This is a genomic window from Flagellimonas lutimaris, from assembly GCF_051494225.1.
Classification (GTDB): Bacteria; Bacteroidota; Bacteroidia; order Flavobacteriales; family Flavobacteriaceae; genus Flagellimonas; species Flagellimonas lutimaris_A.
Genome location: NZ_JBNPYE010000002.1, coordinates 396,922 through 420,246 on the forward strand (window position 1 = coordinate 396,922; position 23,325 = coordinate 420,246).

Annotated in this window: 16 protein-coding genes; 14 read left to right on the forward strand and 2 right to left on the reverse strand. The window is 39.6% G+C overall.

The genetic code is table 11. The features are described 5' to 3' along the window. Positions 1–106 precede the first annotated feature (106 nt). The 3 genes from gdhA (at position 107) to ACQQ5U_RS07020 (ending at position 4,675) form a co-directional block, all read left to right on the forward strand. The gene (gene gdhA / locus ACQQ5U_RS07010) at positions 107–1,447 is read left to right on the forward strand and encodes an NADP-specific glutamate dehydrogenase (protein WP_437396271.1); all 1,341 of its coding nucleotides are present in this window, start codon (positions 107–109) and stop codon (positions 1,445–1,447) included. Between the two features lie 86 nt (positions 1,448–1,533). Continuing rightward, positions 1,534–2,253, forward strand: coding sequence for a DNA repair protein RecO (gene recO / locus ACQQ5U_RS07015; protein ID WP_437396272.1), 720 nt, complete (start codon positions 1,534–1,536; stop codon positions 2,251–2,253). A 1-nt stretch (position 2,254) separates the two neighbouring features. Next, a complete protein-coding gene (locus ACQQ5U_RS07020; protein WP_437396274.1) occupies positions 2,255–4,675 on the forward strand; it encodes a TonB-dependent receptor in 2,421 nt (806 codons plus the stop codon). A 69-nt stretch (positions 4,676–4,744) separates the two neighbouring features. On the opposite strand, the gene ACQQ5U_RS07025 is transcribed toward ACQQ5U_RS07020, so the two are convergent. After that, a complete protein-coding gene (locus tag ACQQ5U_RS07025; RefSeq protein ID WP_437396275.1) occupies positions 4,745–4,972 on the reverse strand; it encodes a hypothetical protein in 228 nt (75 codons plus the stop codon). A 181-nt stretch (positions 4,973–5,153) separates the two neighbouring features. Between ACQQ5U_RS07025 and ileS the strand changes: the two genes are divergently transcribed. From ileS to ACQQ5U_RS07045, 4 genes are read left to right on the forward strand one after another with little or no spacing between them, the layout of a single operon-like run. Next, positions 5,154–8,555 carry an isoleucine--tRNA ligase gene (gene ileS / locus ACQQ5U_RS07030; protein WP_437396277.1) on the forward strand — a complete coding sequence of 1,134 codons (3,402 nt, stop codon included), beginning with the start codon at positions 5,154–5,156 and terminating at the stop codon, positions 8,553–8,555. A 4-nt stretch (positions 8,556–8,559) separates the two neighbouring features. Further along, positions 8,560–8,943, forward strand: a complete 384-nt coding sequence (locus ACQQ5U_RS07035) for a TraR/DksA family transcriptional regulator (protein ID WP_437396278.1) — start codon at positions 8,560–8,562, stop codon at positions 8,941–8,943. A gap of 27 nt (positions 8,944–8,970) precedes the next feature. Then, positions 8,971–9,591, forward strand: a complete 621-nt coding sequence (locus ACQQ5U_RS07040) for a hypothetical protein (protein ID WP_437396280.1) — start codon at positions 8,971–8,973, stop codon at positions 9,589–9,591. Between the two features lie 33 nt (positions 9,592–9,624). Beyond that, positions 9,625–10,275, forward strand: coding sequence for a lipoprotein signal peptidase (locus ACQQ5U_RS07045; protein ID WP_437396281.1), 651 nt, complete (start codon positions 9,625–9,627; stop codon positions 10,273–10,275). Here the strand turns inward: ACQQ5U_RS07045 and ACQQ5U_RS07050 are convergent. Next, positions 10,263–10,826 carry a 5-formyltetrahydrofolate cyclo-ligase gene (locus tag ACQQ5U_RS07050; protein WP_437396283.1) on the reverse strand — a complete coding sequence of 188 codons (564 nt, stop codon included), beginning with the start codon at positions 10,824–10,826 and terminating at the stop codon, positions 10,263–10,265. The genes ACQQ5U_RS07045 and ACQQ5U_RS07050 overlap by 13 nt on opposite strands. A gap of 480 nt (positions 10,827–11,306) precedes the next feature. On the opposite strand from ACQQ5U_RS07050, the gene uvrC reads away from it, so the two are divergent. From uvrC to ACQQ5U_RS07085, 7 genes are all read left to right on the forward strand, one after another. Beyond that, entirely contained in the window at positions 11,307–13,100 is a 1,794-nt protein-coding gene (uvrC, locus tag ACQQ5U_RS07055) for an excinuclease ABC subunit UvrC (protein WP_437396285.1), read from the forward strand. A 3-nt stretch (positions 13,101–13,103) separates the two neighbouring features. Beyond that, positions 13,104–15,371 carry a patatin-like phospholipase family protein gene (locus ACQQ5U_RS07060; RefSeq protein ID WP_437396287.1) on the forward strand — a complete coding sequence of 756 codons (2,268 nt, stop codon included), beginning with the start codon at positions 13,104–13,106 and terminating at the stop codon, positions 15,369–15,371. A 336-nt stretch (positions 15,372–15,707) separates the two neighbouring features. Further along, the gene (locus ACQQ5U_RS07065) at positions 15,708–16,490 is read left to right on the forward strand and encodes a DUF3108 domain-containing protein (protein WP_437396288.1); all 783 of its coding nucleotides are present in this window, start codon (positions 15,708–15,710) and stop codon (positions 16,488–16,490) included. Between the two features lie 10 nt (positions 16,491–16,500). Then, on the forward strand, positions 16,501–17,463 hold the full coding sequence (locus ACQQ5U_RS07070; protein ID WP_437396290.1) for a tryptophan 2,3-dioxygenase family protein: 963 nt from the start codon (positions 16,501–16,503) through the stop codon (positions 17,461–17,463). Positions 17,464–17,481: 18 nt separating this feature from the next. Further along, entirely contained in the window at positions 17,482–18,762 is a 1,281-nt protein-coding gene (locus tag ACQQ5U_RS07075) for a peptidoglycan DD-metalloendopeptidase family protein (protein ID WP_437396292.1), read from the forward strand. Next, the gene (gene pgi, locus ACQQ5U_RS07080) at positions 18,762–20,399 is read left to right on the forward strand and encodes a glucose-6-phosphate isomerase (protein WP_437396293.1); all 1,638 of its coding nucleotides are present in this window, start codon (positions 18,762–18,764) and stop codon (positions 20,397–20,399) included. The genes ACQQ5U_RS07075 and pgi overlap by 1 nt, the downstream gene beginning before the upstream one ends. A gap of 171 nt (positions 20,400–20,570) precedes the next feature. Beyond that, entirely contained in the window at positions 20,571–23,252 is a 2,682-nt protein-coding gene (locus tag ACQQ5U_RS07085; protein ID WP_437396295.1) for a TonB-dependent receptor, read from the forward strand. Positions 23,253–23,325 lie beyond the last annotated feature (73 nt).

Consider the following 23,325-nt stretch of genomic DNA (forward strand, 5'->3'; position numbering starts at 1 on the left):
AAAATAAATGTTCAAATTATTGAAATAATATAATTTTGCCCTCAAATTCATAATTCAATAAAAAATACCTTTCACAATGCGAAGGGATAAATAATTTTAACCATATATGGAAGATAAAATAAAAGTGTTTATGGACGAGGTGATTGACAGAAATGGTCATGAGCCTGAATTCATACAAGCAGTACAAGAGGTAGCGGAAACCGTGATACCTTATATTGTACAGCACGACATTTATCATGGGAAGAACATTCTCTTAAGAATGGTAGAGCCAGAACGATTGATTTCATTCCGTGTGGCATGGATAGATGATGATGGGGAAATTCATGTAAACCGCGGGTACCGTGTACAAATGAACTCTGCCATTGGCCCATACAAAGGAGGTCTTCGTTTTCACCCGACCGTAAACGCCAGTGTACTTAAATTCTTGGCTTTTGAACAAGTATTTAAAAATAGTTTGACAACGCTACCTATGGGTGGTGGTAAAGGTGGTTCCGATTTTGACCCAAAAGGTAAATCCGACGATGAAATCATGCGTTTTTGCCACGCTTTTATGACAGAGCTTTGTAGGCACATTGGCCCATATACAGATATCCCGGCAGGTGATATTGGTGTTGGTGCCCGTGAAATTGGTTTCCTCTTCGGTATGTACAAAAAGATTCGCAATGAGTTCTCCGGTGTATTGACGGGTAAAGGACTTTCTTGGGGAGGTTCTTTGATACGTCCAGAAGCAACCGGTTATGGTACCGTTTACTTTGCAGATAGTATGCTAAAGACCATAAATGAGACTTTTGAAGGTAAAAAAGTGGTGATTTCAGGTTCTGGTAACGTGGCCCAATATGCAGCAGAAAAGGTATTGCATCTTGGAGGTAAAGTATTGACACTTTCTGATTCTGGAGGATTCATATACGATAAGGACGGTATCGATGAAGAAAAACTGGCCTTTGTAATGGATTTGAAGAATAACAAAAGAGGAAGAATCTCCGAGTATGCAGATAAATATCCATCCGCAGAATATCACAAAGGAGAAACACCTTGGAAAGTTGCCTGTGATATCGCATTGCCATGTGCCACCCAAAACGAATTGAACGGTGACGATGCTACCACATTGATTAAAAATGGATGTATTGCCGTGGCAGAAGGTGCTAACATGCCTTCAACACCGGAAGCAATCCATGCTTTCCATGATGCAAAGATTTTGTTTGCACCCGGCAAAGCCTCAAATGCAGGTGGTGTTGCTACTTCTGGATTGGAGATGAGCCAGAATTCTCTTCGTATTAGCTGGACCAGGGAAGAGGTGGACAAAAGATTGAAAGGGATTATGGCCGATATCCATGATTCTTGTGTGGAGTATGGAAATGAGGACGGCTATTGCAACTATGTAAAAGGAGCCAATATTGCTGGCTTTGTTAAGGTTGCAGACGCTATGTTGGCCCAAGGGGTGATATAATATAAACCATCTAGAATGGTTTTTGATTGGCAGTTACCAGAAGTAGTGGTTACATTTACACTTCTGGTAACTGCTTTTTTTAGTTCATGCAAATCACAACAAAGGCCATAGTACTCTCTTCCATAAAATATGGAGACACCAGTCTTATTGTTAGGGCTTTCACACAATCCGATGGGATAAAGTCGTATTTGCTCAAAGGAGTGCTGTCCTCAAAAAAAGCAAAAGTCAGGCCCGCTTATTTTCTTCCACTCATGCAATTGGAGATTGTGGCGAACCATAAGAATAAAGGGACTTTGGAGAGCATCCGTGATGTTAAAGTGGCTATTCCTTACCAAACCATGCATACCGATATTGTGAAGAATAGCGTAGTGCTTTTTTTGGCTGAAATGTTGGGCAACAGTATTCAAGAACAAGAGCAGGATGAAAGTCTTTTTAATTATTTGGAATATGCATTTCAATGGATGGACGTTAATCAGTATTCACCCAATTTTCATGCTCTGTTTTTACTGAATCTTACCAAATACTTGGGCTTCTATCCGGACACTTCCAATCAGAATTTACCATTTTTTGACCTTTTGGAAGGTGGCTTCTGCAAAACACCTTCTCTTAACCCCTTGATTCAGAATGAGGATCTGGATAATTTCCGCAAATTTTTGGGCACGGATTTTGAGGCTTTACAGGCGATGCAACTAACAAAGTCTAACAGGCGAGAACTCTTAAAAACGGTAATTCAGTATTTCCGATTACATGTGCATGGATTTCGTGAACCAAAGTCTCTCGCAGTATTAAATGCAGTATTTACTTAAAATGCAAAACCTAAAACCAACCTTAACCCTAATTTTTCTATTATTTACCCTCATATTTTATGCTCAGGAAGTAACCGTTTTAGATGCTGATACAGGAATACCTGTAGATAACATTGCCATTTATAACAAGGACCAGTCCAAAACAACACTCACAGACACCAATGGTAAAAGTGAACTTGACATTTTTTCATCTAATGAGAGAATCACCTTCAAACACATCAGTTACGAAACCTACACCACAACAAAAGACCACATTGCCAGAAGGGGAAATCGCGTTTATCTTTATTTGAAAACGGAAGAGCTTCAAGAAGTGGTGATGTCTGTATCTAAATGGGAGCAACAGAAAAAGCATATTCCCCAAAAGATTGAAACCTTTGATGCCCGTAGCATTGCCTTTACTGCACCGCAAACCTCTGCAGACCTCTTACAGAGTAGCGGGAAAGTTTTTGTGCAAAAGAGTCAATTGGGTGGAGGAAGTCCAATGATCAGAGGATTTGCCACCAATCGTATTTTGTTGTCCGTAGATGGGGTTCGAATGAACAATGCCATATTTCGGGGAGGAAACCTCCAAAATGTGATATCGGTAGATCCGTTTACCATTAAAAAAACAGAAGTGACTTTTGGACCAGGCTCTGTAATCTACGGAAGTGATGCCATTGGAGGAGTGATGAATTTTTATACCCAAAACCCCCACTTTTCTTATGCGGATAGCTTGGCATTCTCAGGAAATGTAAATTACAGATATGCATCCGCGAACAATGAGAACACAGCACATGTAGATTTTAATTTTGGAAAACAGAATTGGGCGTCTTACACAAGTTTTACCTACAACAATTTTGACGATTTGAAAATGGGTAAGCACGGTCCCGAATCCTATTTACGAAACAATTATGTGATCCGTGAGGACGGAACCGATGTTTTGGTCCAAAATAATGACCCCAAAAAACAAGTAAGTACAGGTTACGATCAGGTAAACTTCCTTCAAAAGTTTACTTACAAGCCCAACAATACATGGAAGTACGATTTGGGACTGTATTATTCCGAAACCTCCGATTATCCCAGATATGATAGATTGATTAGACCAAGTAAGGAAGGCGATGGACTCCGTTCTGCAGAATGGTACTACGGACCACAAAAATGGTTCATGGGAAACTTGCAAGTCACCCAAAAAGGAAAAAACAAGTTTTACGATGGGGTTAAATTGACCACGGCCTATCAGTTTTTTGAAGAAAGTAGACACGATAGAGGGTTTCAGGATATGGAACTATACTCAACCCGCGAAAAGGTGGATGCCTTATCCGTAAACTTGGATTTTGAGAATAAGAAAATAGGTAATCTGCACTTGTATTATGGGGGGGAATATGTGTTCAATAAAGTAGATTCCAAAGGAAGTATGCGAAATATTGAAACTGATGAAATGGAAAAAACAGCATCCAGATATCCTGATGGAGCAACTTGGCAGACCTTGGCAGGTTATATTAACGGGGAATATCAGTTAAAGCCAAACCTTTCCTTATTGTCCGGTATTCGTTATAGCCAAGTGTGGGTGGATGCCACTTTTGAGACCACCTATTATCCTTTTCCTTTTGATAAAGCGGATATTGTAACGGGTGCGCTTACGGGAAGTTTGGGACTAAGCTGGTTTCCAAGGTCCGATTTACAAATCACGTTGAATGGTTCAACTGGATTTAGAGCGCCTAATATTGATGATATCGGAAAAATATTTGATTCTGAACCAGGTTCCGTGGTAGTGCCCAATCCCGATTTGGAACCTGAATATGCTTATAACGGTGAGTTAGGTCTCAGAAAAAACTTCAATGATGTTGTAGTGCTAAAAAGTGCTGCCTACTATACTTATTTGGTGGATGCGCTGGTACGAAGGGATTTCTCTTTTGGTGGACAAACAGAAATTGAATACAACGGTGAGCCAAGTAATGTTCAGGCGATTCAGAATGCAGCCAAAGCCTATGTTTATGGCTTTGAATTTGGTTTGGAAGCATATTTTGGCGAACATTTTTCCTTAAACACCAATCTAACTTTAACGGAAGGAATTGAGGAGGACGATAATGGCACTGACAGTCCATCACGGCATGCCGCTCCAACTTTTGGGGATGTGCACCTGATTTGGGAAAACCAAAAATTGAAAGCAGATGTGTTTCTAAATTACAACGGGGAAGTAAGTAATGATGACTTGGCACTTTCCGAACAGGGCAAAACCTATATGTATGCAAGTGATGTTAATGGAAATCCATATTCTCCTTCGTGGTATACTTTAAATTTTAGGTCGCAATACCAAATTACAAATGCCCTAAAGGCATCTGTGAGTTTGGAGAATATGACGAACCAGCGTTATCGAATGTATTCTTCGGGCATAGTTGCCCCAGGAACAAATTTAGTTTTGGGTGTAGGATACGCATTTTAAAAAAACAGAGGCTCGGAATTTCCGAGCCTTCTTTTTCTTGACATATTTTGCTATGACCTAGTTCTAGGACTATATGCTATCTATAGCTTTTTTAGCGGCTTCTTTCATGTCTTCGCCAGCTTTTTCCATAGCTTCGGCGGCATTTTCTGCAGCCTCTTCTAAATCTTCACCCGCTTCTTCCAAGCTTTTGGCAGCTTCTTCAGTGGCTTCTTCGGTCTTGTCTTTGGTATCCCTGCAAGATGTCATAACGGTCATGGACAAAGTCAATACCATTGCGGCAATCAGTACTCTTTTCATAGTTAAAATGGTTAAGTGTTAATAATGAAGTAAGATAGGGAAATTAATGTAAACAGGTGATAGGCTGCTTATCATATTTAGGTTAAGGGAATTATGTGAATTCTAATATCAAAAGGAAGGGTATAATTCCATCTAAATTTATAATTTTGCAAACTTGGAATTCTAGTAGAAGAAGAAGTATATGAAGTTTGCGGAATATAAGGGATTGGATTTACCAAAAGTGTCTGAAGAAATTCTTGACTTTTGGAAGGACAAGCAGATTTTTGAAAAGAGCGTTTCCTCAAGGGAAGGCAAGGAGAGCTATGTATTTTATGAAGGCCCTCCATCTGCAAACGGAATGCCGGGGATTCACCATGTAATGGCACGTACGATCAAGGATATATTTCCACGGTACAAAACCATGAAAGGTTTTCAGGTAAAAAGAAAGGCTGGATGGGATACCCATGGCCTGCCTGTTGAGATTGGCGTGGAAAAGGAACTTGGCATCACCAAAGAGGATATCGGAAAGAAAATATCGGTTGAGGAATACAATGCAGCCTGTAAAAAAGCGGTAATGCGCTACACGGACGTTTGGAACGAAATGACCGAGAAAGTTGGGTATTGGGTGGATATGGACGACCCATACATCACCTACAAGCCCAAGTACATGGAATCCGTTTGGTGGCTACTTAAACAGATTTACGACAAAGGACTTATATACAAGGGCTACACCATTCAACCTTACTCGCCAAAAGCGGGTACTGGATTAAGCTCCCATGAGTTGAATCAGCCAGGGACCTATCAAGATGTAACTGATACCACGGTTACGGCACAGTTCAAGGCTAAAACGGATTCCCTCCCAGAATTTTTGAAGAAAACTGATGGTGACATTTACTTTTTGGCATGGACGACCACACCTTGGACACTTCCATCGAACACGGCTTTGACCGTTGGACCAAAAATTGAGTATGTACTTGTAAAATCATTCAATCAATACACATTTGAGCCTATAAATGTAGTGGTGGCCAAAAACTTGGTCAGTTACAATTTTTCCGGGAAGTTCTCCAAAGTTGAGACAGAGGAAGAGCTAAAATCATTTAAAGAAGGCGATAAAAAGATTCCATTTTTGGTGGGAGAAACTTTTGTGGGCAAGGATTTGGTCGGTATTCAATACGAGCAGCTGATTGATTATGTGCAGCCCTACCAAAATCCGGAGAACGCTTTTCGAGTCATTTCAGGTGATTTTGTGACTACCGAAGACGGTACGGGAATCGTGCATACAGCACCCACCTTTGGTGCGGACGATGCCTTGGTAGCAAAACAGGCCACTCCGGAGGTGCCTCCAATGTTGGTTCTGGATGAAAACGATAATCCAGTACCTTTGGTCGACCTTCAGGGGAAGTTTAGACCGGAAATGAAAGAGTTTGGTGGCAAGTATGTAAAGATTGAATATTACGATGAGGGTGAAGCACCCGAAAAGTCAATCGATGTAGAGATTGCCATCAAACTAAAAATAGAGAACAAGGCCTTTAAGGTCGAAAAATATTTGCACAGCTACCCTAACTGTTGGCGTACGGACAAACCTATTCTGTATTATCCTTTGAACTCTTGGTTCATCAAGGTGACCGATGTTAAGGATCGTATGTTCGAGCTGAACCAGACCATTAACTGGAAACCAAAATCCACTGGTGAGGGACGTTTTGGCAATTGGTTGGCCAATGCTAACGATTGGAACTTATCTAGGTCAAGATATTGGGGTATTCCATTGCCTATTTGGCGGACCGAAGATGGTAAAGAGGAATTGATGATCGGTTCCGTGGAAGAATTAAAATCCGAAATGGCCAAGGCTGTTGAGGCCGGCGTATTGGAGAAGGACGTTTTTGATGACTTTGTGGTGGGCGACATGAGCGAGTCGAACTACGACAAAATCGATTTACATAAAAATATAGTGGATGGCATTACTTTGGTTTCCCCATCAGGGCAGCCGATGAAACGCGAAGCAGACCTTATCGACGTTTGGTTCGATAGTGGTTCCATGCCTTACGCGCAATGGCACTATCCTTTCGAGAACAAAGAGCTGATTGATGATGGTGTTGCATTCCCGGCCAACTTTATAGCCGAAGGTGTGGATCAGACCCGTGGTTGGTTCTATACCCTCCATGCTATCGCCACTATGGTTTTTGATAGTATTGCTTATAAAAATGTAGTCTCGAACGGACTTGTTTTGGATAAGGAAGGCAAAAAAATGTCCAAACGATTGGGCAACGCAGTAGACCCCTTCGAGGTTTTGCCAGAGCATGGACCCGATGCTACACGTTGGTACATGATTTCCAATGCCAACCCTTGGGATAACCTTAAGTTTGATATTGAAGGAATTGTTGAGGTAAAGCGAAAGTTCTTCGGAACGTTGTACAACACCTATTCCTTTATGGCACTTTATGCCAATATTGATGAATTTGATTATTCCGAGGCAGATATTCCGTTGAAGGATAGACCAGAGATAGACCAATGGATTTTGTCCGAGTTGCATACTTTGATCAAGAATGTGGATGAAGCCTACGGAGATTACGAAGCCACTCGTGCAGCACGAATGATTTCCGATTATGTTCAGGAAAACTTGAGCAACTGGTATGTTCGTTTGAGCAGGAGGCGTTTCTGGAAAGGGGATTACCAACAAGATAAAATTTCTGCGTATCAGACTCTTTACACCTGCTTGGCTACCGTAGCCAAATTATCCGCACCGATTGCCCCATTCTTTATGGACCAGTTGTACCGGGATTTGGATGCTACAACGGAAAAGGATGGATTCGAAAGCGTGCATTTGGCTGAATTCCCTGTTTTTGATGCCAATATGGTGAACAAAGACCTGGAGCGCAAGATGCAGTTGGCCCAAAAGATTTCATCTTTGGTGCTTTCCATCCGTCAGAAGGAAAAAATAAAGGTGCGTCAACCGCTTCAAAAAATTATGATTCCAGTATTGGATGATGAACAACGAAGTGATATCGAAGCTGTTTCCAATTTGGTAAAGTCTGAGGTAAATGTGAAGGAAATTGAGATGTTGGACGATGCTTCTGGAGTTCTTGTAAAGCAAATAAAGCCCAACTTTAAGGTTTTAGGCCCAAAATTTGGTAAGGATATGAAAGCAATCGCTGCTGAGGTATCAAAATTGGGTCAAGAGGATATTCAAAAAATTGAACACGAAGGAGAATTATTACTACAGTTGGAAAATAAAACCGTTAATTTACAGTTAACCGATGTAGAGATAAGTTCCCAAGATATCGAAGGTTGGTTGGTTGCAAGTTCTGGTTCCTTAACTGTAGCTTTGGATGTGACCATAGATGAGACTTTAAGAAAAGAAGGTATCGCAAGAGAACTGGTAAACCGAATTCAGAACCTTAGAAAGGAATCAGGATTTGAAGTAACAGATAAAATTGACATTAAAATATTGAAGGATGGCCTAGTGGAAAATGCTGTTTCCAGTAATGAGGATTACATCAAAACGGAAACGTTGACCGCTGAGCTAAACTTTGAAGAGAAACTTGAAGAAGGTGTTGCAATAGCCTTTGATGAGGTGAACACAAAATTGTTTATTCAAAAACATTAAGAAAATGGCAGAAGATTCAACAGTAAGATACTCCGATGCGGACCTTGCAGAATTCAGGGCTCTAATAGAGGAAAAAATAGAGAAGGCCAAAAAACATTTGGACCTTTTGAAGAGCTCTTATATGAACGATGGGAATAACGGTACGGACGATACCTCACCAACGTTCAAAGCATTCGAAGAAGGTTCCGAGACTATGAGCAAAGAGGCGAACACACAGTTGGCCATCCGACAGGAGAAGTTTATACGCGACCTTAAAAACGCCTTGTTGAGAATAGAGAACAAAACTTACGGTGTCTGCAGAGTAACCGGAAAGCTTATCAACAAAGAGCGTTTAAAGCTTGTGCCCCATGCTACATTGAGCATCGAGGCGAAGAACATGCAGAAATAATCGAAACGCCTTCGGGCGTTTTTAGTTATGAGGGCGTTATTGTTTTTTGTGGTCTTTTTTACGCTCGTGAATCTTCACGCGCAAAAATTAATAAGGAAGGCCTTTATTGATCCGCGAACAGAAACCATTCAAATTGATGCCCAATATTGCTACAGAATTGATTTGAAGACCGCATCTTCCAATGAGGTTGAAATCTCTGCCAGTATGGAAGGAGAATATGCCAAAGATTTATTGATTTCTATTGAGCAAAGCGGTACTACCGCTATGATAAGAGCAGATTTCCAACCTCTTTTTATAAACCCTAACGATAAACTCAGCGCGCACAAAGTTGTTTCCATTGCTTTGGAAATAAGTGTGCCCGAGTACAAATACGTAGATGTATTTGGGACCAACACCAACCTGTATGCCACGGGAAAATTTGAGGATTTAAATGTTACCTTGTCCGATGGACGCTGCACTTTGGAGAATGTTTCGGAATCCGTTGAGGTAACAACTCAAAATGGGGATATTTTACTGACAACTCCAAGTGGGGATATTTCTGCTGAGAGTACTTATGGAAAAGTGGAAAGGGAAACAATTCCCTTTGGTTACAACCAATTTGTTCTGAAGACAATAGAAGGGGATATCTTTCTCTCTAAAACAAAATAATATCTATATTTTTGCAATCCTTTTAGTAAAAGCATGAATTTAAAAAAGTCCCTTATTATCATTATACTGATCCTACTGGTGGACCAGATAAGTAAAATCTATATCAAAACCAGTTTTATCCTGGGTGAGGCCCATGTGGTGGCCAGTTGGTTCAAAATTCTTTTTATCGAAAATGAGGGTGCTGCTTGGGGAACAAAACTTAGCGATTTATTGCCAATTTCGGAACCTGTCGGAAAATTGATTTTGACCATATTCCGAATTTTTGCCGTTTTTGGAATTGGATATTGGTTGTGGGATATTATAAGAAAGCAATCACCACGGACATTGATATTGGCAGTTTCTTTAATATTCGCTGGGGCTGTGGGGAATATTATAGACTCAGTTTTCTATGGAATTATTTTTGACCACAGTAACGGACAAGTCGCTACCTTATTTGCCGATGAAGCATACGGAAGCCTATTTCACGGCAAGGTGGTAGATATGCTGTATTTTCCTTTGATAGATACCACATGGCCGGATTGGGTTCCATCTGTTGGTGGAAAACGTTTTCGCTTTTTTGAACCTGTTTTTAATATTGCCGATACTGCCATCAGTACAGGGGTAGGTATTTTGATTGTGTTCAATAAGAAAGCATTTCCAAAAAGTTCGGAAAAGAAAGAAGAGGTTACTGATCAAAATGTATAGATCTTTTCTGGGGTAACACAATAATCCAACTTCACATCATTTTCATGTACATCGCTGATTAGATCACTTTCTGCATCAAAAAAGGATAAACCGATTTTTACAGTTTCTTTTCGACATTTGTGTAAAAAGGTATCGTAGAATCCTTTGCCGTACCCAACACGGTTGCCTTTACTATCAAAAGCCAATAGAGGTACAAAAACTACATCGATTTTGGTTTCAGGTATTTCAATTCCATCCAAAGGTTCAGGAACACCCCATTCACTTTTCTTAAAAGCAGTATTGTCGGTGAGTAAATAGTTTTCCATGGAATGGTTACTTACAACTTTGGGAACTACAACGTTTTTATCCCTCCCCTGCAATAAGGTGATTAGTGGTATAGTGTCCACTTCGTTCTTTTCCTCAATGCTTAAAAATGTATGGTAATAAAAAAAATCCCAGATAGGGATTTCGAGTAAACTGTTTGCTAAGATTAAACTAAAGTCCGAAGCTTGAGATGGAGTAATACCCGTTCTCAGATTTTTGTACTTTTTTCTTAGTTCACGTTTCAACATTTAACTGTTGAAGATTTTGGGTTTGTTTTGGGGCTTTGGATTACTACTCTCCTTTGGTTGCTACGGAGAAAAAGATTTTGAAGAAAAGCATCAAAATCAAGTACATTCCCAAAACAATAATATAGTTTTCCATAGGTTTGTAATTATATGGTTAAATGTAAGTAAAACATTTTGAAAAATCACCATGAACTGCACGTTTAATCGATGAAATGCATCATTTTTAGTAACTGTTTAACAATTTAGACCGAACCTTATCTAGTAAACAGTAGTTTTTCCATAGTTTTTTTACGGAAAAGCCCCAGTTTTGACTTATATGGCTTTTTCTTCTAAAATTCTGATTTTGTGTATACCCAGAAGATTTATTGCATTAAAAAAGATAAATAATAATGTAAATGGGAATTGATAAAGTTTAACAAGAATCCCCATAATTAAAATATAACTTTGTTATAAAGTCTAAACAGTTCATTTTTTAGAGCTAATATGTCCGAGCCGGTTTCTTTAAAAGTACAGTTAAGTTCCCTCCCGAACAATCCTGGGGTTTATCAATTTTATGATTCCGATGATAAAATTCTTTACGTTGGAAAGGCCAAAAACCTTAAAAAAAGGGTTTCCTCTTACTTCAATAAAAAACAGGAATATGGCAAAACTCGGGTATTGGTTAAAAAGATTCATTCCATTAAGCATATTGTGGTGCCCACGGAGTCGGATGCCCTTTTGTTGGAGAACAATCTTATAAAAAAACTGCTGCCCAGATACAATGTTTTGCTCAAGGATGATAAATCCTATCCATGGATTTGTATCAAGAATGAACGTTTTCCCAGAGTCTTCTCCACACGAAAACTCATTAAGGACGGGTCAGAATATTTTGGCCCTTACACAAGCATGAAAACAGTAAGGACCCTTTTGGATTTAATCAAAAGTCTGTATCCACTGCGCACATGCAATTTTGACCTTTCCAAAGAAAAAATAGAAGCTGGAAAGTATAAAGTATGCCTCGATTATCATTTGGGTAATTGTTTGGGGCCTTGCGAGGGGTTTCAAACCGAGAAGGAATATCATGACCAGATTGAAGATATTAGGCAAATCATAAAAGGTAACCTAAAAAGCTCCATACAGACCTTTAAGCAGCAAATGAAAGATTTTGCGGAAAAAATGGAGTTTGAAAAAGCACAGCGCATCAAAGGTAAAATCGATGTTCTTGAGAATTATCAGGTAAAATCTACGGTGGTGAACCCAAAAATCAACAATGTAGATGTATTCACCATAATTTCTGATGAGACACATGCCTATGTCAATTTTTTACAGATTTCCCACGGGGCCATAATTCGGTCGCATACGCTGGAAATAAAGAAAAAGCTGGATGAAACCGACGAAGAATTGTTACAATTGGGTATAACGGAGTTAAGACAACGATTTAATTCAAAATCCAATGAGGTGTATTTGCCTTTTCCGGTCGCGGTGGATAATGATTTAAAGATAACCCTCCCCAAGTTGGGGGATAAACGTAGAATCTTGGACCTCTCGGAACGCAATGCCAAATTTTACAGACAAGATAGATTGAAGCAAATCAAAATAACAGACCCAGACAGACATGTCAAGAGGATAATGGGGCAAATGAAATCGGATTTGCGACTTTCGGAGGAGCCAAGGCATATCGAGTGTTTCGATAATTCCAACATTCAAGGTAGCAATCCTGTAGCCGCATGTGTTGTTTTTAAGGACGGGAAACCTTCAAAAAAGGACTATCGTCATTTCAATATAAAAACAGTTGAGGGCCCGGATGATTTTGCCAGTATGGAAGAAGTGGTCTTTAGAAGATATAAAAGGTTGCTCAACGAAGAAGAACCTTTGCCACAACTTATTGTAATTGATGGAGGGAAGGGTCAATTATCCTCCGCGTTAAAAAGTCTGGAAGTTTTGGGGCTTCGTGGAAAAATCGCCATTATTGGTATAGCGAAGCGCTTGGAGGAAATCTATTTTCCGGACGACCCTGTGCCACTTTATTTGGACAAAAGATCGGAATCCCTAAAAATAATCCAACAGCTCCGGAACGAAGCACACCGGTTTGGCATCACTCATCATAGGAACAAAAGAAGTAAGGGTGCCATTAGTTCAGAATTGGTTAATATTGAAGGAGTTGGCGAAAAAACGGCCCAACAGTTGTTAAAGAGCTTTAAATCCGTAAAACGAATCAAGGAGGCATCCCTGGAAAATTTGACAGCATCTGTTGGAGCGTCCAAGGCAAAAAAAATTTATAAAACCTTTCATAAGTAAGCAATGAGAAAACAAGCTACCATCTTTACAATTCTGTTAGCCTTACTTGGTTTTGTAGGTATGGCCCAAAACACTTCAGAAAACAAACCACCCAAAGTGGGTCTTGTTTTAAGTGGAGGTGGGGCCAAAGGTTTGGCTCACATTGGCGCACTAAAAGTTATTGAGGAGGCGGGAGTTAAAGTTGATTACATCGGAGGAACAAGTATGGGGGCTATAATAGGTGCACTGTATGCATCAGGTTATTCCGCCCAGCAATTGGACTCCATTTTTAGGAGCACCAATTTCGCCACCTTGATTCAGGATAATGTTCCAAGAAGTGCAAAAACATTTTACGAGAAAGAAGATTCAGAACGGTATGCACTTTCGCTACCCTTTGAAAATTTTAAAATATCCTTTCCTCAGGCAATTTCTGGAGGGCAAAACATCTATAATCTTTTGGTGCAGTTACTTTTTCATGTGAAAGATGTACAGGATTTTAGAAAATTGCCCACACCATTTTTGTGTGTAGCCACCAATGTGGAAACTGGGGAAGAAATCCTATTGGACAAGGGATACCTTTCTGAAGCTATAGTGGCCAGTGGAACATTCCCATCTTTATTTGAGCCTGCAGAAATAGATGGCCAAATTTTAATTGATGGGGGCGTTGTGAACAACTATCCGATCAATCACGTAAAGGCTATGGGTGCGGATATCATTATTGGGGTCGATGTGCAACATGATCTGGCAACTAGAGAATCGCTCTCTTCCGCTACAGAAATTCTTCTTCAGATCAATAATTATCGCACGGTAAACGATATGAAGGAAAAGTCCAAGAAAACAGATATTTATATCCGGCCTGATATTGATGAGTTTTCCGTTATCGACTTTGAAAAAGGAAACCAAATTGTAAAGAGCGGTGAAGTATCTGCCAGGGACAAAATTGATGAGTTGAAACAAATAGCCCTGGATCAAAACAGAACTCCAAAACAAAGCAAGAACATCCAGATGATGGACAGTTTAACCGTTAATAGGATGATCATTGAAGGGAACGATAGATATACAAGAGGTTATATAAAAGGTAAATTAAGGTTCAACTTAGCGGAAAAGATTTCCTTCGAGGATTTAAGGCAAGGCATAAACAATCTTTCTGCCACAGGAAACTTTAAGGCGATAAGATATGATCTTGTATCCAACGGGCTGGGTACGGATTTGATTTTGAAGCTCAAAGAAAACCCAACCAAAATGTTCATTAAAATGTCTGCCCACTATGATGATTTATATAAAAGTGCCGCCCTTATAAACTTAACCAAGAAGAATTTTTTATTGAAAGATGATGTGGCGTCTTTTGATTTTATTTTGGGAGACCATATTAGGTATAACATGCAGTATTACTTGGACAAAGGCTATTATTGGAGTTTTGGGGTCAATTCCAAATTAACAAATTTTGATGCGGAAACCGATTTTTCACTGATAAGGGGCAATTTTAATGTACCGAACGACCCTAATATTCAAACAATCAATGTAGATGTAACAGATCTTACCAATCAAGTTTACCTACAAACCGTCCTCCAAGAAGAGTTTGCCTTCACTGTGGGAGCGGAGCATAAATTTTTAAACTATAGCACAAGGACACTGAATCAAATAGATGTAGATGCTGAAATTGTGGCTTCTGCCTCAAACCAAAGAACCACTTTTGATAATTCCAATTATTTTAGTGCTTTTTCTCAAATCAAATTGGACACCTATGACGAAAAATATTTTCCTACAAAGGGACTACTGTTTGACGGGGACATTCATTTTTATGCTTTTTCATCGGACTATAACGAAAACTTCTCCGAATTTGCCGTTGCAAAGGCCAAACTGGGAGGTGTATTTTCCTTATTTCACAATTTAAGTCTAAACCTAGAAACAGAAGGAGGTGTAAAGTTGGGAACATCCCCGGTAGCTTCCTTTGATTTTATTCTGGGAGGTTTTGGAAATAACTTCGTAAATAATTTTGTGCCCTTTTTTGGATATGATTTTCTTAGTATTCCCGGCAATAGTTATGTAAAGGGGTCCGGGCGATTGGATTATCGCTTTGCTCCAAAGCATCATGCACTTTTTTCGGTCAACTATGCCAATGTTGCCGATGACCTTTTTCGTACAGGAGACTGGTTTGAAGAGCCAAGTTTTTCAGGTTATGGATTAGGCTATGGTTTTGAATCTTTCTTGGGGCCTATCCAATTATACTATTCTTGGTCGCCAGAGATAAATGACGGTAATTTTTTCGTTAGTGTTGGGTATTGGTTTTGATGTTATCCCCATATCAAAACACCCAATTATCTTAATAATTTGTCAAAAAAAATGGCAAAACCAATCAATTTACTAGGGGTTTAGTTAAAGTCCGTTAAAAACACTTTTTCCTTCAAAACCTTGACTTATCTTTGACCCACATAAGGGGTGGTTCCCTTATAACTTTAAGTATTGGTTTTTCATAATTTAAAGTTTGGTTGGTTATTTAGGAAAAGCCCAGTCTCAAGACTGGGCTTTTTTTTGTTTATACTATTTTGGAATAAGTTTTGTTTAAGTATAAGTGAACAGCGTGACCCCTAAGGTGATTTTACTAATTTTATACCAATAAAATTGCAAATGAAAAAGATAATAACACCCATACTATTGCTTCTTTTGGCAATGCCGGTTATGGGTCAAAGTTCACGCCCAGCCTTTAAACCAGGGGAATGGCTGAAATTCAGAATCCATTATGGATTCCTGAATGCAAGCTATGCTACAATGCATTTAACTTCAGAAACATTGAACAATGTTCCTGTTTATCATGTTGTAGGAAAAGGAAAAACCACGGGTTTTGCCAGTATGTTTTTTAAGGTGGATGACACCTACGAAAGTTATTTTGGCCAAAAACATGGTAAACCCTACAAGTTTGTCCGAAAAATTAATGAAGGTGGCTATACCAAGGATTTGGAAATTGAATTTAATTATGAAAGGGACAAAGCCGTTTTAATAGATAATAAGAATGGAACAAAACAAGACTTCCAAATTCATGATCAAATTCAAGATCTTATTTCCGCCTCCTATTTTTTGCGGAGCAACTATAACCATGAAGAGTTTGAAGTAGGAGATTCTATCGATTTGGACATGCTTTTTGATGATGATGGGGTTTTTAGGTTCCAGTTGAAATATTTGGGAAAAGAAATCCTCCGGACAAAGTATGGAAAGGTGGAATGTCTTAAATTTAGGCCGTTGGTTCAGTCCGGTCGTGTTTTTAAAGAAAAAGAGAGTCTCACGCTTTGGGTTTCGAACGATTGGAACAAAATCCCTATCCGAATCAAGGCAGATTTGGCCGTGGGATCTTTAAAAGCAGATTTGGATGGTTATAATGGACTAAAGAACCAATTTAAAATATTAATGAAATAGTTTGGCTTTAATGGATAAGGATGCAAAAATCGCTTCCCAAATCAATAAACTAGAGGAAAAGTACAAGAACTCAGGTCAAGACCTTAGTTCTTATTTGGATGGACTTCTTTATCAAAGATATCTCACATATTGGGATTATATACACTTGGATACCCTACTCAGCCTTCAGGTACCACGGACGCATTTTCCTGATGAGGAAATCTTCATTATGTACCATCAAATCACAGAGCTGCACTTTAAACTGATCCTTCATGAACAGAAACAGATTGTAGAGGACAAGTCTCAAGACGTTCAATTTTTTATAGAAAAAGTTAGGCGGGTCAATAGTTATTTCCAGGCGCTAATATCTTCTTTTAGCATTATGATAAAAGGGATGGAGAGGGAACAATTCCTTAGGTATCGAATGGCATTGCTCCCCGCAAGCGGATTCCAATCAGTACAATATAGGATGATAGAATTTTACGCTACTCCTTTAGAAAATATGATTCACTCCTCCGAAAGGGAATCATTTTCATCAGAAAACAGCATAGAAGAGCTTTTTGAGCATGTTTATTGGAAAAAAGGGGCGACCGACATGGCGACTGGTGAAAAGACATTGACTCTTAAACAGTTTGAAGTAAGGTACACACCAAGACTTTTACGAATAGCCAACCAAGTGAAGAACAGTACCATATATCAAAAATATCTTCAACTTCCCGATGCATCCAGAAACAATGAAGAGCTGATTTTAGCGTTAAAAGAGTTAGATTTGAATGCCAATGTAAATTGGCCGTTGATGCACATGGGATCGGCACACAGATATTTGGCAAGGGAAGGCAAGGATGTGGAAGCAACTGGAGGTACCAATTGGAAGGAGTATTTACCACCAAGTTTCCAGAAAATAATTTTTTTCCCAACTTTGCATACCAAAGAAGAGTTGGATACATGGGGTAAGCAATGGGTAGATCATGTTTTTAATCCCGACAAAAAATAAACAAGGAATAGAAGAACGATGCGGAAAATTATTGGGGCAATTTTGACGCTGGCAGTGCTGGTGTCTTGCAAGCAAGCGAAGGAACCGGTCAATGAAATAGCGAAGGCGGAAACAATTGAAAAACTTCCGGAGCTGCAGTATGGATTTAATCTAGATGAATTTCATGTGGTTCACGATACGGTTCGCAGGGGAGATAGTTTTGGCGAGCTCATGCTCAAGAACAAAGTGGATTACCCTAAAATCGCTGCCATTTCAGAAAATTATCGAGATACTTTTGATGTTCGAAAAATTCAGGTAGGAAAACCCTATGTGATATTAAAATCCAAAGACACTTCTGAAGTAGCTGAGGTTTTTATTTATCAGAACGACAAAATTAATTACACCGTTGTAGATCTTCGCGATTCTACAAAAGCCTACAAGAGCAAGAAAAAAATAAAATTGGTGGAGCGTGAGATAGGTGGAGTTATCGATCATAGTTTATCCATGTCCATTGATACTTTGGGAGTAGATTATAATCTTACTTTTGCACTTTCAGATATTTATGCATGGACCATCGATTTCGGACGATTGGACAAAGGAGACAAATTCAAGGTCGTTTTTGAGGAGCGTTATATCAATGATAGCATTTATGCAGGGATTGGCTCTGTAAAAGCAGCTTATTTTGAGCATAAAGGAAAAACCATTTACGCCTTTCCATATATTTCCGATGCTACCCAGAATATATTGGAGTATTTTGATCAAGATGCCAATAACTTACGCAGTACCTTTTTACGTGCACCGGTTAAATTCCAGTATCGATTGTCTTCTCGTTATAACTTAAGAAGGAGGATTGCCTACTACGGTAATAAGGTAAGACCTCATAAGGGAACCGATTTTGCAGCACCTATTGGAACGCCTATTGTAGCTACGGCAGACGGAACTGTTACCGAATCGACTCGAAGAGGAGGAAATGGTAAGTACGTTAAGATTAAGCACAACGGAACCTATAGTACGCAATACCTGCACATGAAGGCCCAAAATGTAAAACGAGGTGATTTCGTGCGACAAGGCGATGTAATTGGTTGGATCGGGATGACGGGCAATACGGGAGGACCACACGTTTGTTACCGTTTTTGGAAGAATGGAAGACAGGTGGACCCATTTAAAGAGGAACTCCCTGCTGCAGAACCTATAGCAGATTCATTGCGTGCAGACTACTTGGCATACATTCAACCTTTACAAGATCAATTGGATTGTATCGAATTCGTTTACCCAACCCCAGTAGAATCCGAAGAAACCTTAATATCATACACCCAGTAATGGCGCTACCCACAATCAACCCTACCACAACAGAAGCCTGGAAAAAACTCCAAAAACATTACCAAGAAACCAAAGATGTACATTTAAGGGAATTGTTTTCTAAAGAAGAAGATCGTGGAAAAAAGTTTTCTATACTTTGGAACGATTTTTTGGTGGACTATTCAAAGAATAGGCTTACAGATAAAACCCTGAAGTTGCTTTTGGAACTGGCCGATGAGGTGGGACTAAAAGATGCGATAAAAAGTTATTTTGGTGGAGAACTCATCAACCAAACCGAAGGTAGGGCCGTACTCCATACTGCTCTCCGCGCCCAAAAAGGCGATGAGATTTTTGTAGATGGGGTTAACATTGTTGATGAGGTTTTTGAAGTAAAGGAAAAAATAAAATCCTTTTCGAAAGCCGTTATTTCTGGAGAACGAAAAGGGCATACAGGCAAAGCCTTTACCGACATAGTTAATATTGGAATCGGCGGGTCGGATCTTGGACCTGTAATGGTGACCGAAGCACTCAAATTTTATCAGAATGACTTAAAAACCCATTTTGTAAGCAATGTGGATGGTGATTTGGTCCACGAAGTGTTAAAAGAACTCAATCCGGAGACCACATTGTTCGTGATTGTTTCAAAATCGTTCACTACTCAAGAAACTTTGAGCAATGCTTTGACCATTAAAAAGTGGTTCTTGCAAAGTGCATCCGAAAAAGATGTAGCTGCCCATTTTGTTGCGGTGTCCACTAACCTTGAAAAAATTGAGGAATTTGGTATTGCCGAAGATAATGTGTTCCCTATGTGGGACTGGGTCGGTGGAAGGTTCTCACTTTGGAGCGCCGTTGGCTTGTCTATTGCCCTATCAGTGGGCTACGAAAACTTCGAATCACTTTTGGAAGGAGCCAACGAAATGGATATCCACTTCAAGGAAACTCCTTTTGAGGAGAACATACCGGTGATGTTGGCATTGATCAGTGTTTGGTACAATAATTTTTATGGGGCAGAGACCGAAGCCATTATCCCTTATACACAATACTTGCACCGTTTTTCCGCGTACTTGCAGCAAGGTATCATGGAGAGCAATGGAAAAAGTATGGATCGGTCTGGCAGTAAAGTAGGCTATGAAACTGGAACCATAATTTGGGGAGAGCCAGGTACCAATTCGCAGCACGCCTTTTTTCAGTTGATACATCAGGGAACAAAATTGATTCCAACGGATTTTATTGGTTACAAGAAATCCCTTCATGGAGATGTGGATCATCATAATAAGTTGATGGCCAATTTCTTTGCGCAGACCGAGGCCTTAATGAATGGTAAAACTGCAGATGAGGTAAAGCTAGAGCTGGAATCACAAGGGCTTTCAGGAGAGGAACTTCAAAAATTGCTTCCGTTTAAAATATTTGCAGGAAACAAACCTACCAATACCATATTAATCGAAGAACTGACACCAAAAAGCCTAGGCGCACTCATTGCACTTTATGAGCATAAGATATTTGTACAAGGCGTGGTTTGGAACATCTTTAGCTATGACCAGTGGGGTGTGGAATTAGGGAAACAATTGGCCAAAAATATTTTGGCTGACATCGAGAATTCAACAATCAGCAAACACGACAGCTCCACATTAAACCTTTTGCATTTTTTTAAGGGGTAAATTATCATCTTTTTAAATCCGTCCAAAAACTCTAAGCAATTGTTTTTCAGATAACTTGTTTTGTTAATTTAGTGTTAACTATATTTGCATGATTTTAACTTTGGCTTAATCGCAGAGTGTCAAAAATAAATCACTTTTGCAGGGCTAATTAAACACTTAAACACTGATTAAATGAAAAGAATCTACTTGGCTATTGCGGCTATTTTTGTTTCCGCGATGGCATTTTCACAAGGAACTCTTACTGGTACGGTTGTCGATGGAGATAACGGCGGGCCACTACCAGGGGCAACTGTAATGGTTAAAGGAACCAGGACAGGAACATCAACCGATTTTGATGGAAACTTTACGTTGGAAGTAAACCAAAGCTCAGGTACTTTGATTGTTTCCTATATTGGATTTGTTTCCAAATCAATTCCTTTTTCCTCTGCAGGTAATTTAGGAAGCATTTCTTTGTTACCAGATGCCGAAGAACTTGGTGAGGTTGTGGTAATAGGTACCGGTATTATTGACCTTGCAACGGACAGACAGACACCAATCGCTGTTTCTTCTGTGCCGATTAAAACGATTCAAGAGAAGATAGGTACTCAAGATGTTACCATGACATTGGTTAACACGCCTTCTGTTTACGTTTCAGGTCAAGCAGGTGGTTTTGGTGATACCAACATGAGAGTAAGGGGATTTGATCAGGATAACACTGCCTTCCTTTTGAACGGTCAGCCAATCAACGGCATGGAAGATGGGAAGATGTATTGGTCAAACTGGTCCGGTATCAATGATATTGCTTCGGGTATTCAAATTCAAAGGGGTCTAGGTTCCTCAAAATTAGCCATTTCCTCTGTAGGTGGTACGGTTAACTTTGTAACGAAAGCCACAGAAATGAACGAAGGTGGTTTTGGTTATGCAACCGTTGCCAACAACAATTATATAAAAACATCTGCTGGGTACAATACTGGTATTTCTGACAAAGGATGGGGTATGAGCGTTATGCTTTCTCACTGGCAAGGTGATGGTTACAACGAAGGTAACTTTGGAGAAGGACAAACCTATTTCATCTCTGTAGGATATAGACCTAACGATTCACATAACTTCAACTTTTTGATTACCGGTGCTCCTCAGTTCCATGATCAAAACTTTACTAAACCAATTGCTGATTACTTGGAGTATGGTAGAAGGTACAACAACAACTGGGGAACCTACAACGGTCAATATTTGACTGAAAGAAGAAACTTTTACCACAAACCGGTTGCTAACCTTAACTGGGACTGGAATATTAGTGAAACTGCTAACCTTTCTACTGTACTTTACGCTTCTTGGGGTAACGGTGGTGGAACAGGTAACCGAGGTAATAGGATTAGAACGGACGAAGGACGTATAGATTATGACGCTATTTATGCATTCAACCAAAGCGTACCAGATGGTGCGGGAGGGTATTTTGCAGCAGGTGGAGGTTATGTGACAAGAGCATCCATGAACTTGCACAATTGGTACGGTTTGATTTCAAACTTTGAAAAACAACTTAGTGATAATTTGACTTGGAATGTTGGTTTCGATTTAAGGACCTACTACGGTAAACACTTCAGGGTGGTTTCTGATTTTCATGGTCTAGATTCTTGGCAAGAAAACATTCGTTTGGTCGACCAGAACAACAACCATGAGCCTTACGGTACTTACGGTACATACAAACAAGTAATTGCTACTGAATCCTTCAGGCCATCTGGTTGGGCAGCTGCCTTCAATTCTTACCCAGAGGACCAAAAGATTGCCTATAGCAACGACGAACGTATCTCTTACGGTGGATTTTTCACTCAATTGGAGTATGCTACAGATACATTCTCTACCTTCTTCCAAGGTTCTCTCTCAAATCAGTACCACCAAAGATTTGATCCATATCAATATGCGGACCAAGCTTTGATCGATGGAACTTCTTCTCAATGGACAGGTGAGCCATTGCCAGCTGGTATCGAGCCGGGTACGGATTCTGAAAAAGTGAATAATTTTGGTTACAATGCAAAAGCAGGGTTTAGTTACGCCCCAACATCTCAACATAGTTTTTATGCAAATGCTGGGTACTATAGCCGTCAGCCATATCACGACAACATTTACTTGAACTTTACCAACCAAGTGAATCCATTGACCGAAAATGAGAAGATTCTTGGTCTGGAAGCAGGATATGGTTTTTCTAGTTCCATGTTCTCTGCTAACTTGAACTTGTACAGAACTTCTTGGAAAGATAGGGTTGTAACAAGCTCTGACGTGGTGGACGACGTGGTTACGTTTGAAACAAACTTTGGTACAGAACAATTGCACACAGGTGTGGAAGTAGACTTTAAATTCAGACCGGTTTCAGGACTTTCCATAAATGGTTTCGCATCCATCGGAGATTGGAAATACCAGGGCAATGCTGTTACTCAAGTTACCGATGAGGAAAGAAATGTAATCAGTACTGAAACTAATGATTTTGACGGAGGAAAAGTTGGTGGGGCTGCTCAAACTTCCGGTGGACTTGGATTCTACTACAGAATCAACGACAAGTTTTCTATTGATTCTGATTGGAGATATTATGGAGACCTTTATTCTGATGTTGGAGCTGTAAAGGAAAATTTGAAATTGCCTGCATATAGCTTAATGGATGCTGGAGCAACTTTTAGCGTGCCATTGGGGGTAAATAAAACAAAGCAGTTGAAAATTAGAGCTAACGTGAACAATGTATTGAATCACATCTATATTTCTCGTTTAACAACAACTAATTTTGTTGAAGCCGGTGATGAGACCTATAAAGGAATCAATGTCTCCAATCAAGGTTATTTTGGATGGGGTAGAACATGGAACGTAACATTACGTTACGATTTCTAATCAGGCCTTTTTATAAAATCAAAAGCCCTTCGCTTCTGCGAGGGGCTTTTTTTATGTTCAAAATTCCGTACTT